The following is a 14,550-nucleotide window of genomic DNA, read 5'->3' as shown; positions in this document are numbered from 1 at the left end:
GATACCTATGGAAAAAAAGAAAAAAAGAAAAGGACTATTTCAGTACGCCCAGTTTAGTGCCATTGGCATATCCAATGCCGCTGTAGATATTGGCACACTCAACCTGCTTCTTTACTTTTTTCCAACGGATGAACGGGTTATGCTGACTACCTATAACACGATATCCTACTGCCTGGCTGTAGCGAACAGCTATATCTGGAACGTTCTGATTACCTTCAGGGATTCTGCGAAAGGCAGCGGTAAACAAAGGATGGCTTTTGTGCTTCAGGGACTCGTAAGCCTTGGAGTAAATAACCTTGTGTTCATCGGCGGCAATACTTTGTTTCAGGCTGTCGGTGTACCCGGCTGGCTCCGCTATAATTTAGCAAAGGGAGTAGCAATGTTTCTTTCCTTTACGGCAAGCTTCTTTATGATAAAATATTTCGTTTTTAAAGATTCGCATCTGAATAAAGAAAAATAAGCTGCGGCCATTGGCTGCAGCTTATTTTGTATTTAGGAAGAGGCGGGGGCAGCTGCTTTTTTTCTCTGCCTGCCTCGTAAAAGAATACCCTGGGAAGGGGAGAATAGAAAGGCAATAAGAAACAGAGCGCCTGCAGCACTGGCAATACAGCCTGCGATCGATACATTAAAGTATTTAGCCGTATAATAGCCGGTAACCGCCGCAGCTACTCCTGTCAAAGCGCTCACTATAATCATCCGGCTCAGCTTTTCCGTGAGAAGGTAAGCGGTAGCCGGCGGAACAATCAAAAGAGCGACCACCAGAATGGCGCCTACGGCATCAAAGGAAGCGACGGCTGTAATAGAAACCATTGTCATCAGAAGATAATGGATCAATGTTACCGGAATACCAAGGGCCGCAGCAAGTGCCGGATCAAAGGAAGTGATTTTGAACTCCTTATACAGTAGAAGGATTAAAGCAAGATCAATAATAAAGACGGCCAGAATCACCCAGAACGCCTGCGGTCCCATTGGAATGCCGTTCCATTCTATCGTATGGAACGGAGCAAAGCTGATGTCTCCCATCAAGACGTGATCCACGTCTAAATGAACATCTCTTGCATATAAAGAAACAAGAATAACGCCGACAGAGAATAAAGAGGTAAATACCACGCCAATAGCCGCGTCAGCAGGCACGCCCGCGTTATCAAGCACCTGAATAAAATAAGTGGTTGCCAGTCCTACTACAGCGGCTCCGATAAGCATAAGCGGGCCTTCAAGCGTCTGGGAGACCAGAAACGCCCCGACGATGCCCAGCAGGACAGTGTGGCTGATGGCATCCGCCACCATTGCTATGCGGCGCAGTACAAGAAATGTACCAACAATGCCGCATGTAGCAGCGACAAGCGAACTGATCGCTAAAATCCATAGTTCGTAAAGCAAAGCGTGTCCCTCCTTTTATATACTAGGCCTGATCGGCGTATTCAATAGACGACTGTTTAATAGCAAGAGAAACCGGCAGTTTTTGTTCAGCGGTGAGCAGGGAATGGATACGCTCGTTCATTAGATAGTCCCGGGGCTTCCGAAGATCACCATTTGCCGAAGCTTCTTTCCAGGAACCAAGTTCAGCTTCATGCGTAAGATGAATGTCCTGAATCCGGCGGAGCAGAGAAGAGTCGTAGGCGTAGGCGAGCCCTGTTCCGGTCAGCACATATTTTCCATCTGTCTGTGTAAGAAGGCCTTGTTTCTGCAGGGCCTGAATGGTTTTTTCAAGACCGTTTCGGGGAAGGCGCGTCTGCTCCTCGAGTTCCCTGCGGGAAAAAAGAGCGCTGTACTGGCCGGCTGCATAACGTTTTTCGAGCTTTTCATACATAGTGTCCAAAAGAAAATTATTTAGTACAAACTGCGTGTTTTTTCTGGTTTCCATCATTCGAAACAAAATGCCCCGCTGCGGAGCGAACAGAAACGAAATCAAAAAGAAGGCCGTGGCGGTTACGACAATTACCGGTCCGGTAGGAAGTCCGCTTATCGTTGAGCTCAGCAAAGCCCCAACGGCACCGGACAGGCCTCCAATCAGTCCGGAAAGAACAGCCATTACACCAAGACGATCGGTCCAGTACCGGGCGGTGACGGCCGGTGTGATCAGCAGAGCCGCCATTAAAATGACTCCTACGGTCTGAATGCCTGTGATGACAACAAGAACTACCATAGAGCTGAGAAGCGCATTCAGAAAGCGTATTGGCAGCCCAATGCCTCCGGCAAACAAAGGATCAAAAATCAGAAGCTTCAACTCTTTAAAAAAGAGAAAAGAGAGAATAAGAAGAACAAGCGCACTTGCAATCAAAATCTGTACATCCGCTCCAACGAGAGAAGCAGCCTGGCCGAAAATAAATTCGTCGATTCCGCTGCTTTGGCTGTAGCTTCCGTTCGTGATCATCGTTAACAAGACAATACCGAATCCAAAAAAGACAGAGAGCACAATACCTATTGCAGCATCCTGCTTTATTTTACTTTGTGAATGAACGGCACGTATGGCATAGACAGCGAGGAGGCCGGTGAGGGCGGCGCCTCCCATTAAAGCAAGTGTTTCCCGTCCAAACACCAAGAATCCAAGACAGATGCCGGGAAGCGCAGCGTGAGCCATTGCGTCGCCTACCAGGCTCTCTTTGCGGAGAAGCACGAAACTTCCCACTACTCCGCTTGCCAGGCCAAGAAGCGCAGCCCCGGCCATTACCCACTGAAGATTCGGGCTGGATAAAAATTGCAGCCATTCCTGCATGAGACGGTCTCCTTTCTTATATCTTAAGGTTTTCCTGTTGAATAAAAGACAAGCGGCCTCCATATGTTTTCTGAAGCAGTTCAGAAGTGAAAGTCTGTTCTACCGGTCCGCATGCGATTAACCGCTGGTTCAATAAGAGAACCCAGTCAAAGTATTCGGTTACGGTCTGCAGGTCGTGATGGACAACAATAACGGTTTTTCCTTTTTCTTTTAATTCTTTTAACAGGTCTATAATAGCCCGTTCCGTAGTAGCATCCACCCCGGCAAAAGGTTCATCCATGAAGTACACCTGGGCATCCTGAATAAGCGCTCTTGCCAGAAAAACCCGCTGCTGCTGGCCTCCGGAGAGCTGGCTGATCTGCCGGTCCGCATATTCTTTCATCCCTACACGCTCCAGGGCCTCTACTGCTAAAGCTTTATCTTTTTTGGAAGGGCGTTTCAGCCAGCCTATCTGGGCATAACGACCCATCATTACCACATCAAGAGCGTTGGTTGGGAAATCCCAGTCCACGTTGCCGCGCTGGGGAACATAACCAATATTTTTCTTTTGAGAGCGTACGCTGCTTCCCAGTATTTCAACATTGCCGCTTGATTTGGGGATTAGTTCAAGAACCGCTTTTAAAAGCGTGGATTTACCTGCGCCATTCGGTCCTACAATTCCAATTAACCGGCCCTGCGGAAGCGCAAAGCTTACATTTCGAAGCACTGGTTCTTTACGGTAAGCCGCAGTAATATTTTCTACGCGGACAGCCTCTGACATGACGGTCCCTCCTTATATAGTGAATAGTCCGATATTTAGTCTCGAGACATAAAGTTTCCTTAGGGAAAGAATAGACTAAAAACATCTGCCCGTCAAATGAAAGAAGTCCGTAGTGGCGAAGCGGTTGATAATGTGAGAAAATAAAGATGTGCACATGCATCCTATCCAGAAAAATAGGAATTTCAAAAGGAGGAAGGGTATGAGTCAAAAAAAGCCAATTCATCTATACTTGTCCCGGTATAAGGAACATTTAGCGTATTTACGGGAAACTGGTCAGGAAACGTCCAGCTGGAAGGAGTTAAGAGATGAAGACTTACCTGCTTTTTTAACGATTACCGACTCCGATATAGAATGGCAGACGGATATGCTTGTGAGAGACTACGCCGAAGACGGCAATTGGAAAAGCGGCGATATGCTTCACATGAATATTACGCTGCAGGACGGAACGAAATATTCCATTCATGGATACTATATAGAAGAAAAGCAGGACTGGTTTCCCAATGAAAATCCGGTTATACACAAGAGCAATACCTGTGGGTTCTGCCAGTCGATTCTTGGTTTTGGAAAAGACAGAGGGCTCAAGCAGGAGTTTTGTATGCTGCCTCTCCCGGAAAAGAAATATTTATTTGAAGAAGTGCTCAAGCGTCATGAATCAGAGTTATACAAAGTATAAAAGCAGCCAATCATGTGAACCGGTGCATGATTGGTTTTTTTGTATACAAAGCTAATGACGGTTTAATTGTTACCGGTTACAATAATAGAGAAACCCGCGCAGGTCCAAAAAGCGGCAGACACAGGAGGCTCCAAATATGAAAATAGTCATTGCACCCGATTCATTTAAAGAAAGCATGACAGCATTGGAAGCAGCAGAAAGTATGAAAAAAGGCTGGAAAGACATATTTGGAGAAGAGGCTTCTGTTGATGTGATACCTATGGCAGATGGTGGAGAAGGCACAACTACGTCTCTTTCTGAAGCACTCGAAGCCTCTATGCATCAAATAGAAGTAACGTCACCAAACGGAGAGAAAGTTACTGCTGAATATGCGGTCTCAAAAGACGGCAGGACTGCTGTTCTGGAAATGGCGGAAGCATCTGGCATCGGACTGGTTGATGAGCAGGAGAGAAACCCGCTAACAGCCACCTCTTACGGGACCGGAGAGCTGATTCAGGATGCTCTTGGAAAAGGCGTGGAAAAAATCATTATTGGTATTGGCGGAAGTGCCACAAATGATGGAGGGGCCGGGATGATACAGGCACTGGGCGGCCGGCTGCTGGATAATGAAAACCAGGAAGTTGCAGCGGGAGGCGCAGCGCTTGCCGGCCTGCACTCCATTCATTTATCCGGATTGGATGACAGGCTGAAGCAGGTAAGTATATCGGTCGCCTGCGATGTGAAAAATCCATTAACAGGGGAGAATGGAGCCAGTGCTGTGTATGGTCCTCAAAAAGGTGCGACCCCGGATATGGTGAAAACGCTGGATGAGGCTCTGGGCGTTTTTGCTGACGTCATGAAGCGGGATCTTAATGCAGATATTGCACACATAGAAGGAGCAGGAGCCGCAGGCGGCATGGGCGCCGGACTAATAGGGTGCCTTGGCGCATCGCTTGAATCCGGAATCGATATAGTACTGAAGGAAACAAATTTCTATGAACGGGTAAAAGGAGCGGACCTTGTCGTTACCGGGGAAGGAAAAATGGACAGCCAGACCGTTTATGGAAAAACACCTGTAGGCGTGGCAAAAGCAGCACATTCCGTTAACAAAAACGCCGTTGTTCTCGCTGTCTGCGGCCAGCTTGGCGAAGGGTACGAAGCAGTCTATGAGCATGGTATTACCGCAGCATTCAGCATGGTGCCTGGTCCGCATGACCTTCAAACAGCACTGAAGAACGGGCCGGAGTATGCAGAAAAGATTTCAAGAAGCCTTGCTCTTATGTGGAAAGCATCCAGTGGAAAATAAATGTAACAAAAAGCCGCCCCTTTTTCAGGAGCGGCTTTTTATGATGGATTTTTTTATAAAATAGGAGAAAGAAGATGGGCAATGGCTTCTTTAAAGCGGATCCACAGCGAACGTTTTTGGTAATTATTAAGGGTGAAACGAGTGGACTGCTTCATATCTTCTTCAAAAATAAGAGCCATCCGCTGGCTGAATGGATGATGATAAATGAATGCATTTACTTCAAAATTCAGGGCAAAGCTGCGGTTATCAATATTCGCGGTGCCGACCGAGCTGACTTTTCCATCAACGACAATCGTTTTGGCATGAATAAATCCATTATCATAAATATAGACTTCGGCTCCTGCTTCGAGGATGGTTCCAATATGGGAATAGGTTGCCCAGTATACAAACGGATGGTCCGGCTTGTTGGGAATCATAATACGTACATCCACGCCTGATAAAGCGGCAATCCGCAGGGCGTCCATCAGGCTCTGGTCCGGAATGAAATACGGAGTTTGAATATAGATCGATTCTTTAGCCATTAAAATCATTTTGATATACCCATTTTTAATTTGTTCCCATTGGGAATCCGGACCGCTCGAAACGATCTGTACGGCCGTGTTGCCGGCATGAGGGTCGACCGCAGGAAACAGCCCTTCCTGATAATGAATATCCCTTTTATCGGGACTTGCCTGATTCCAGTCCAGAATAAAACGCGTCTGCAGGGCTTTTACTGCGTCACCGAGCATCCGCAGGTGGGTATCGCGCCAGTATCCGAACTTGGGATCAAGTCCCAAATATTCATCGCCGACATTAAAGCCCCCGGTATAGCCGATTTTCCCGTCAATAATAACGATTTTCCGGTGATTCCGGTAGTTAAGCCGCAGGTTGATGAAGGGAATGCGCCTCGGGAAAAAGATGCTTGTTTCTCCCCCCGCGGCATGAAAGGCACGGAATGACTTTTTAGAAATAGACCGCGAGCCCATTTCATCATACAAAATCCGGACTTTTACACCCTCTTCAGCTTTTTTGGTTAAAGCTTTAATAATTCTTGTACCGAGCTTATCGTCGCGAAGAATGTAATATTGAAAATGAATATGATCTTCCGCCGCTTCGATATCTTTCATCAGCGCTTCGAATTTCTTTCCGCCGTCAATGAATATATCTACTTCATTTTCCTGGGTGAGTACGGAATCGTTATTGACGAGCTGCATAAAAATAAGATCGCGGTGCTCGCGGACCGATGGATCAATAAAGTGGAACCGTTCTTCCCGAAGTGCGGCAATTTGTGCTCGGATTAAATCCTCAATGCCGATTTTCTTAATGTCTTCCCAGTCAAATAACCGGCGCCTTGTCAGGTTCTGTCCGAAAATAAGGTAAAGGATAAATCCCAGAAATGGAATAAAAAACAGCACCATAACCCAGGCCCAGGTTGACGTGGCGTCCCTGCGTTCCAAAAATATGATAATTCCTGCAAATACGATGTTTAATACAAATAAAATACTTAATATAATAGAAAACACTTCGCCTATCGTCATGCAGTTGTGTCACCTCCGTAGATCTCCTTCCACATTTTAGCATAATTTAGAGAAAGACAGAGAAAGATAATCTCTGTAAATAAAGAATAATCCCATGCAAAAACAAGGTATACCACTTATAATGAATTATACGATAAAAAGATACAGAGCCGTTGTTTTAACGACCGCCGTTGCAGGGAGAGGAGAAGCTGAATACATGAGTGATCAATATATAGGAATCGATGGAGGGGGCACTCTTTCCAAAATTGTGTACGCGAAAGGGAACGACTGGGGATACAAAAAAATCGCCACATCGAAATTCCACGAACTGCACGACTGGTTTAAAGAAACCTTTGATGATCCGTACGTGCAGGTAACGGGGGGAAAGGCGGGGGCGCTAATGAAAGAACTGCCTTTTGCCGCAAAGAAAATTAATGAATTTGAAGCCACCTGTGAAGGAGTCAAATGGCAGCTGGAAAGAAGCGGTTTGATTAATAAAACAGGAGATCGTTTTATCGTAGCTAATGTCGGGACCGGAACGTCTATTCATATGGTTGACCAGGACTCCTATGAGCGGATCGGGGGAAGTGGAATGGGTGGAGGCACGCTGCTCGGCTTATCCTATTTGTTAACGGGGGAAGATGAATTCGACAGAATTCTGACTCTTGGAGAGCAGGGAGACGGCAGAAAGTTAAACGTTACGGTCGGGGATATTTATTCTCATGAACCCCCGCCCATTTCCGGGGACTTGACCGCAAGCAACTTCGGAGATCTTGCTCAAATGAAGCAGGGTACCCATAATAAAGAAGACTATATCGCGACCGTTGTAAGGATGATCGGTGAAACCATTACGACGATGAGCGTACAGGCAGCTGACCGGATAGGGACGGACGCTGTTATTTATATAGGAACTACCTTTTCCAATCACAATACACTGCAGTCCATTATGACCCAGTACACGGAGCTTCGTGGGAAAAAGGCTTATTTTCTGGAAAATGGAGAATTCAGCGGGGCGATTGGCGCTCTGCTGAACAAAGGATTGAAAAAAGCGGTACTGCGGTAACGCAGCAGCCAGGGGTGAGAAGCAAATGGCATATGAAGAATATAAAGAAATACTGCACAGTACGATAAAGTCACTAGAAAGCATTTCAAGAAACCTGCAGCCGAAGCTTCCGCTGCTTCAAAAACTTCAGCTGACCACAAGGCAGGAAGCAATGATGATGAGGCTTGTCCAGGATGAGAACGTCTCTATTTCAAACCTGGCCTATTATTTAAACATTTCGAAGAGCGCGGTCAGCCAGGCATTGAACCGCCTTGAAAAAGAAGAGCTTCTGATACGGCTCATTAATGAGGAAAACCGCCGGGAAATGATTATTAAGTTAGGTCCCCAGGGAGAACGGCTGCAGGAGGAATTCCGGCTTTTTGAAGAATCGATTATTCAGGATTACATCAGCCAATTGAAAAAAGAAGAAATTGAACAAATCGACCAGACATTAAAAAAACTGGATAAGCTGATAAAAGAAACCGAAGAGTAAGAACCGTTCCTGCGGAAAGCCTCCTTTTTTTACAGGTTTTTGTATAAAATATGTATTTTGATTTTTTAACAGACTGAGCAGCATTCGCTGCTCTTTTTGCATGAAAGTATTAATAAAATGAATTCTTTGTGAAATGGAGAGGGATTCATTGACTCTATGCTGTGGTTGCTTTAGTTTATTAAATAGTTAAGCTGCTTAACTATTTATATTCTTACATACAACAACTATTCCATTCGTTAACCGGCAGAATAATAATACACATATAAAAACTGAAGCACACGGTATAAAATGCTTCTGCCCGGCAGTCTGAGGCACTGGGAAGTGTCACAATGAAGCGCTGAAAAGGGTACAGGGGTAAGAGGAGGAACAGTTTACGTGAAAATTACTGATTTATCCATCCGCAGGCCGAAACTGACTATTGTAGGAATGATCCTTTTTATTTTACTGGGAGCGGTATCATTAACCAACCTGCCTCTCCAGCTTTTTCCGGAAATTGACCCTCCAGTGGCAGCTGTTGTAACAAGCTACCCCGGTGCGAGTCCGGAAGAAGTGGAGGAAAGTGTGACGATTCCGCTTGAGGAGCAGCTATCCACGCTTCCCGGCCTGAATAATATTACCTCGACGTCTGAAGAAGGCTCTGCTTTAATCCTTCTGGAGTTCTCCTGGGAGACGGCGATTGATGATGTAGAGCAGGACGTTATCAGCTCGATGGGGGATGCCCCGCTTCCGGATGATGCCACAGATCCTTCTTTTCTGAAATTTGATCCTTCCATGTTTGGCATGGCGCAGATCGCTGTCACTTCTGATGATATGGAAGTAATAGACTTTCAGGATGACCTGGCTTCTATCCGCACAGAACTGGAACGTGTGGAAGGGGTAGCCAACGTTGATGAATCGGGCCGGGTGACGGAACGGTATGAAATTAACCTGGATCAGGCGCAGCTTGAAGAATACCAGATTACCCAGGAAGACATCGTTAATGTGATTCAGTCCAACAACGTGTCGCTTCCGGGAGGGACGGTGGAATCAGGTGAAAGAACCCTCACCACAAGAGTCCTAAAGGAAATAGAGGCTCAGGAAGACTTAGAAGAACTGTTTGTGACCATTGATCCTCAAACAGGAGATGAGCTGTTTTTGTCGGATGTGGCGGAAGTAGCTCTTGCTCCTGAAGAAAGAAATGCTATAACAAGAACAAACCAAGAGCCGGCTATGCAGCTTAACTTAATGAAGGAAACGGATGCAAATGCGGCAACGGTATCAGAAGCATTCAACAGTGAACTCGATACGCTGCTCGAAGAAGATCAGTACAGCAGCCTGAATTTCACAACATTCTACGATGAAGGGGACTACATCCAGCAGTCGATCAACAGCGTGACTACAGCCCTTATTACCGGCGGTGTGTTCGCGATGCTTGTGCTGTTTTTCTTTCTTCGTAACTTAAAGACTCCGCTGATTATTGGAGTGGCGATACCATTTTCCGTTATCGTGACGTTTGGATTTTTATACTTTACGGATGTCGGACTGAACTTAATGACTCTCGGCGGACTTGCGCTTGGCATTGGAATGCTGGTCGACAACGCCATTGTTGTTATTGAGAATATTTACCGGCATTTGTCGATGGGAAAAACGCCGAGGAAGGCGGCCTCAGAAGGAACAAAAGAAGTTGGGGGTGCCATTACGGCATCGACGCTGACGACCGTTTCCGTTTTTCTGCCGATTATCTTTGTATCCGGTATTGTTGGAAACATTTTCACCGAGTTTGCACTGGCGGTGTCCTTCAGCTTAATTGCTTCCTTGTTTGTGGCTGTTACCGTTGTACCTATGATGGCGAGCCGCATCCTGAAAGCCCCTAAAGAAGATATAGAAGAAAAAAGACAGAACTCGCGGTATATGAAGCGTCTGGAAAGAGCAAGCAAATGGTCGCTGAAGCATCGTTTTCTTACGCTGTTTATTACCTTATTATTTCTTATTGCGGGCGGTGCCGGCCTGGCTGCGACAGGCGTTAACTTTCTTCCTGCAAGCGATCAGGGATTTTTCTCGATCGATGTGGAAACAGAATACGGCACCAATTTGGAAACAACGACTGCTATTACTGAGGATATTGAAGCTATCCTAAATGAAGAGGGTGCTGTAGACAGCTATTTAACAATGATCGGCTCTTCCGGTGACGGTGGTGCCGCCTCAGGAGGGCCATCAGGTTCCAATGAAGCGCAGGTGATGGTCACCATGCAGCCTATGGAAGACAGAGAAGCAAGTACCATCGACTTTATTGAACAGATAGAAGATGAAGTCATCGACGTAGAGCCGGATGCCGACATTTCTTTATCCAGCCAGACCGCTATAGGCGGAGGGGAAGCAAATACGGTTGTCTTTACGATCAGCGATCAGAATGTAAATACACTAGAAGAGTCTAAAGAGTATATGATCTCAGAGCTGAGGGAGTCGGAAGATATCCGGGAAATATCGACATCAGATGAAGATACAGCTCCGGAACTGCAGATTTCTGTAGATGAAGAAAATGCACGAGACAATGGTCTGGCTGCCGCCCAGATCGCAGAGAGCGTGGATAATGCAACCCGCGGCCAGACCGCAACGACGATCCAGACACCGGGGAGCACGACGTACGATGTGGTGGTTCAATATGAAACCGGAGAACTGGAAACAGCAGAAGATTTAGAAACGCTGCTCATTGCCAACCAGGAAGGGGAATATATTGAACTTGGCGAGGTGGCTGCGATTGAAGAAGGAAGCGGTCCGGCAGTTATTAACCGTGATGATCAGCAGCGCAGCGTGGAAATAACAGCCGCCTACAGTTCGAATACCACATTGAATGAGGCATCTAATTTAGTAACAGATATATATGAAAGCAATGATATGGCAGACAGTACCTCTCTAGCCTATTCTGGAGAGCAGGAACTGCTGGATGATGCGCTTGACAGCATGATATTTGCTTTTATTCTGGGACTGCTGTTTATTTATTTAGTAATGGCCGGCCAGTTTGAATCCTTCAAATATCCATTTATCGTTATGTTCAGCGTACCGCTCGTTGTCATAGGAGTAAGCATTGCGCTGGCCATCACGCAGACTCCTTTAAGCGTTACCGTCTTTATCGGGCTTATCGTTCTGGCTGGTATTGTTGTGAACAATGCGATTGTACTGGTGGACTATATTAATCAGCAGAAAGAAAAAGGCATGGCTTCCAAAGAAGCTATTGTGGAATCTGTTAAACAGAGAACCCGTCCGATTCTTATGACAGCTGTGACAACAATTCTTGGCGTCGTTCCTTTATCACTCGGCATCGGGGAAGGAGCGGAAATTCAGCAGCCGATGGGTATTGCCGTTATCGGCGGGCTGGTCAGCAGTACTTTCCTGACGTTGTTTGTTATTCCAGTACTGTACAGCTTTATGGATAAAAATTTCCGTAAAATGAGAAAAGAAGAAAGAAAGGCAAAAAAAGAACAAAAACGCGAAAAAAAGCGTCAGAAGCAGGGAGAAACAAATGATTAATTGACAATAAAGCTTTCTCTCCCGTAACATGAAATAAAGACAACCACTAGGGGCGCATATGCTGAGATAAGGAAATTCCTTTGTCCCTCTGAACCTGATCTGGGTAAAGCCAGCGTAGGAAAGTGGAGCGTGCGTTTTTATCAGGCTGGCATAGTCAGCAAAAGCCGCTCCTTTCAAGGGGCGGCTTTTTTATATGGGAAGAGCAGAAAAGTAAAAGCTGTCCCGGATGTGGTGAGTACACCTAAAAACGGAGGAACAAATCATGGCGGAAATACCAAAAGTATTATCGATAGCGGGAACAGACCCTACTGGAGGCGCAGGCATTCATGCCGACTTAAAGACATTCCAGGAGGTCGGGGCTTATGGAATGGCGGTTATTACAAGCGTCGTTGCGCAGAATACCGTAGGGGTCAAAGACGTTTGGCATATGGAAAATGAAGCCATTCTAAAACAGCTGGAAGCAGTACTCGAAGATATCCGGCCCCAGGCGGTAAAAACCGGGATGATCGCTCTGCCTTCCATGATTGAAAGCATTACGGACCGGCTGGAACGAGAAAACCTGCCGATCATTGTAGACCCGGTGATGGTCGCGACGAGCGGTGATTCGTTAATGGATAAAGAAACGACAGAGCTGATGATTAACCGGCTGCTGCCTATAGCAGAAGTCGTGACTCCTAATATGGAAGAAGCCGAAAAGCTTACCGGAGTAAACGTATCCACGATAAAAGAGGCCGAAAAAGCAGCCCGTCTGCTGGTCGATGAGATGGGAGCCGGGGCTGCCGTTGTAAAGGGGGGCCACGCCAAAGATACGGCCATTGATGTGTTATATTATAAGAAAGAGTTTATTCATCTGACAGCGGATCGATTTGATACAAAGCATACGCACGGGACGGGATGTACATTTTCTGCGGCTATTGCTGCCAATCGGGCAAAAGGCATTCCCGTCATCAAATCATGTGAGCTGGCTAAGGAATTTATTACAAAAGCGATCAGCCACCCGCTCAATATTGGACACGGCAGTGGACCGGTTAATCACTGGGGACGGTTTTTAGAGAAATAAATGAAATGACCTGGAGGGAAAGAGAACATGATGCATTCTGAAGGAAAAAAAGTATACAAAGTTCTGCATGAAATGCGGGCGGCAAAGCCTCTTATTCATAACATTACAAACGTAGTCGTAACAAACTTTACGGCAAACGGCCTTTTAGCGGCCGGTGCATCGCCTGTGATGGCGAATGCAAAAGAAGAAGCGGCAGATATGGCGGCTGCCGCAGATGCGCTTGTGCTTAATATTGGAACGCTGAACCAATTACAGGTGGAGTCAATGCTTCTTGCTGGAGCGGCGGCAAATAAAAAAGGCATTCCGGTCGTGCTGGATCCGGTAGGGGCTGGTGCTACAGCCTACCGCACGGATACAGCGCGCCGGCTTCTAAAAGAAATAGATATATCCCTCATCCGCGGTAATGCAGGAGAAATTGCCGCTGTCGCAGGACTTGAAAGCAGCACGCGCGGAGTCGATTCAGGCTCCTCCCAGTCAGGAACAGCAGAAACGGCAGAACGTGCTTACCAGGCACTGAAGCTTCCTGTCGTGGTTACCGGAGCGGTTGATGCGATTACGGATGGAAAAGATATGTACCGCATCCATAATGGCCATTCGATGATGACAAGAGTGACCGGATCCGGCTGCCTGCTAAGCTCCCTGATCGGTTCTTTTCTTACGGTCACGGACGATGTGGCATACGGCGCAGCCGCGGCGCTCGGCTACTACGGAGTAGCGGCTGAAAAAGCCGGTGGGTTTGCTTCGATGAGAGGACCCGGCACGTTTCAGGTAGAGCTGCTGAACGCCCTGTACCATGTAGGGGATATGGATATCAGGCAGCAGCTGACACTTAAAAAAGAAGCGTTGAAAGGCACTTATGAATAAAGAAACACTGCTGCTTTATTTTATTATGGGCAGCCAGGATACGGATAAAGACCCTGCTGAAGTACTCAAGCAGGCGGTCGCGGGCGGGATTACCTGCTTTCAGTTCCGTGAAAAAGGACCGGCTTCAAAAACGGTAGAACAAAAAGAAGAGCTGGCTCGTGAACTGCTTGCTGTATGCCGAAGCCACAGCATTCCGTTTATTGTAAACGATGATGTCGATCTTGCTGTACAGATCGGGGCGGATGGCGTTCACATCGGCCAGGGGGACGAGCCGGCTTCTAGTGTGAAAAAGAAACTACCGGCCCATATGATCGTAGGCGTGTCGGCAAAAACACTGAAGGAAGCCGAAAAGGCTGTACAGGACGAGGCCGATTATATTGGAACAGGACCTATGTACGCCACTACATCAAAGGACGATGCCGATGAGCCTATCGGTCCGGAAGGCATACAGGACTTACGGAAATTTGGTATTACCCTTCCGATTGTAGGCATCGGCGGCATTACAGAGAAAAATGTGAAAAGCATCATGAGGGCTGGAGCTGACGGGGTATCGCTGATTTCTGCTATCAGCCGGGCAATAGATCCGAAAGAGGCAGCACAACGTCTTAGGCAGCTGGCTCAAAAATAATCACGACTTCAACCCGCTTCTTTTAA

Annotated in this window: 13 protein-coding genes and 1 riboswitch; of the genes, 9 read left to right on the top strand and 4 right to left on the bottom strand. The window is 46.8% G+C overall.

The genetic code is table 11. The features are described from left to right. Nucleotides 1-7 precede the first annotated feature (7 nt). Nucleotides 8-460 carry a GtrA family protein gene (locus ATL39_RS07795; RefSeq protein WP_120192762.1) on the top strand — a complete coding sequence of 151 codons (453 nt, stop codon included), beginning with the start codon at nt 8-10 and terminating at the stop codon, nt 458-460. A gap of 32 nt (nt 461-492) precedes the next feature. On the opposite strand, the gene ATL39_RS07790 is transcribed toward ATL39_RS07795, so the two are convergent. From ATL39_RS07790 to ATL39_RS07780, 3 genes are read right to left on the bottom strand one after another with little or no spacing between them, the layout of a single operon-like run. Further along, nucleotides 493-1,380 carry a metal ABC transporter permease gene (locus ATL39_RS07790; protein ID WP_120192761.1) on the bottom strand — a complete coding sequence of 296 codons (888 nt, stop codon included), beginning with the start codon at nt 1,378-1,380 and terminating at the stop codon, nt 493-495. Between the two features lie 22 nt (nt 1,381-1,402). Continuing rightward, nucleotides 1,403-2,716, bottom strand: a complete 1,314-nt coding sequence (locus ATL39_RS07785) for a metal ABC transporter permease (protein ID WP_170146871.1) — start codon at nt 2,714-2,716, stop codon at nt 1,403-1,405. 16 nt (nt 2,717-2,732) lie between these two features. Beyond that, a complete protein-coding gene (locus ATL39_RS07780) occupies nt 2,733-3,476 on the bottom strand; it encodes a metal ABC transporter ATP-binding protein (RefSeq protein WP_120192759.1) in 744 nt (247 codons plus the stop codon). 199 nt (nt 3,477-3,675) lie between these two features. On the opposite strand from ATL39_RS07780, the gene ATL39_RS07775 reads away from it, so the two are divergent. After that, a complete protein-coding gene (locus tag ATL39_RS07775; RefSeq protein ID WP_120192758.1) occupies nt 3,676-4,149 on the top strand; it encodes a hypothetical protein in 474 nt (157 codons plus the stop codon). Between the two features lie 136 nt (nt 4,150-4,285). Beyond that, a complete protein-coding gene (locus tag ATL39_RS07770) occupies nt 4,286-5,434 on the top strand; it encodes a glycerate kinase (RefSeq protein WP_120192757.1) in 1,149 nt (382 codons plus the stop codon). Between the two features lie 53 nt (nt 5,435-5,487). Here the strand turns inward: ATL39_RS07770 and cls are convergent, their stop codons facing one another. Beyond that, nucleotides 5,488-6,951, bottom strand: coding sequence for a cardiolipin synthase (cls, locus tag ATL39_RS07765; RefSeq protein ID WP_120192756.1), 1,464 nt, complete (start codon nt 6,949-6,951; stop codon nt 5,488-5,490). 196 nt (nt 6,952-7,147) lie between these two features. On the opposite strand from cls, the gene coaW reads away from it, so the two are divergent. The 6 genes from coaW to thiE all read left to right on the top strand — a co-directional run bounded on the left by coaW (nt 7,148) and on the right by thiE (nt 14,524). Continuing rightward, nucleotides 7,148-7,993 carry a type II pantothenate kinase gene (coaW, locus tag ATL39_RS07760; protein ID WP_170146870.1) on the top strand — a complete coding sequence of 282 codons (846 nt, stop codon included), beginning with the start codon at nt 7,148-7,150 and terminating at the stop codon, nt 7,991-7,993. 25 nt (nt 7,994-8,018) lie between these two features. After that, a complete protein-coding gene (locus tag ATL39_RS07755) occupies nt 8,019-8,465 on the top strand; it encodes a MarR family winged helix-turn-helix transcriptional regulator (protein ID WP_120192754.1) in 447 nt (148 codons plus the stop codon). Between the two features lie 375 nt (nt 8,466-8,840). After that, nucleotides 8,841-11,972, top strand: a complete 3,132-nt coding sequence (locus ATL39_RS07750; RefSeq protein ID WP_120192753.1) for an efflux RND transporter permease subunit — start codon at nt 8,841-8,843, stop codon at nt 11,970-11,972. A gap of 38 nt (nt 11,973-12,010) precedes the next feature. Further along, a riboswitch (TPP riboswitch) is annotated at nt 12,011-12,110 on the top strand. A 124-nt stretch (nt 12,111-12,234) separates the two neighbouring features. After that, nucleotides 12,235-13,032, top strand: a complete 798-nt coding sequence (gene thiD / locus ATL39_RS07745) for a bifunctional hydroxymethylpyrimidine kinase/phosphomethylpyrimidine kinase (protein ID WP_120192752.1) — start codon at nt 12,235-12,237, stop codon at nt 13,030-13,032. Between the two features lie 30 nt (nt 13,033-13,062). Next, nucleotides 13,063-13,896 carry a hydroxyethylthiazole kinase gene (gene thiM / locus ATL39_RS07740; protein ID WP_425452990.1) on the top strand — a complete coding sequence of 278 codons (834 nt, stop codon included), beginning with the start codon at nt 13,063-13,065 and terminating at the stop codon, nt 13,894-13,896. After that, nucleotides 13,889-14,524: a thiamine phosphate synthase gene (thiE, locus tag ATL39_RS07735; protein WP_120192750.1), complete on the top strand. Its 636-nt coding sequence runs from the start codon at nt 13,889-13,891 to the stop codon at nt 14,522-14,524. Before thiM ends, thiE begins: the two co-directional genes overlap by 8 nt. Nucleotides 14,525-14,550 lie beyond the last annotated feature (26 nt).

The sequence above is a fragment of the Sinobaca qinghaiensis genome, assembly GCF_003610495.1.
GTDB lineage: Bacteria > Bacillota > Bacilli > Bacillales > Marinococcaceae > Sinobaca > Sinobaca qinghaiensis.
This window is presented reverse-complemented; position numbering and strand designations above follow the sequence as displayed.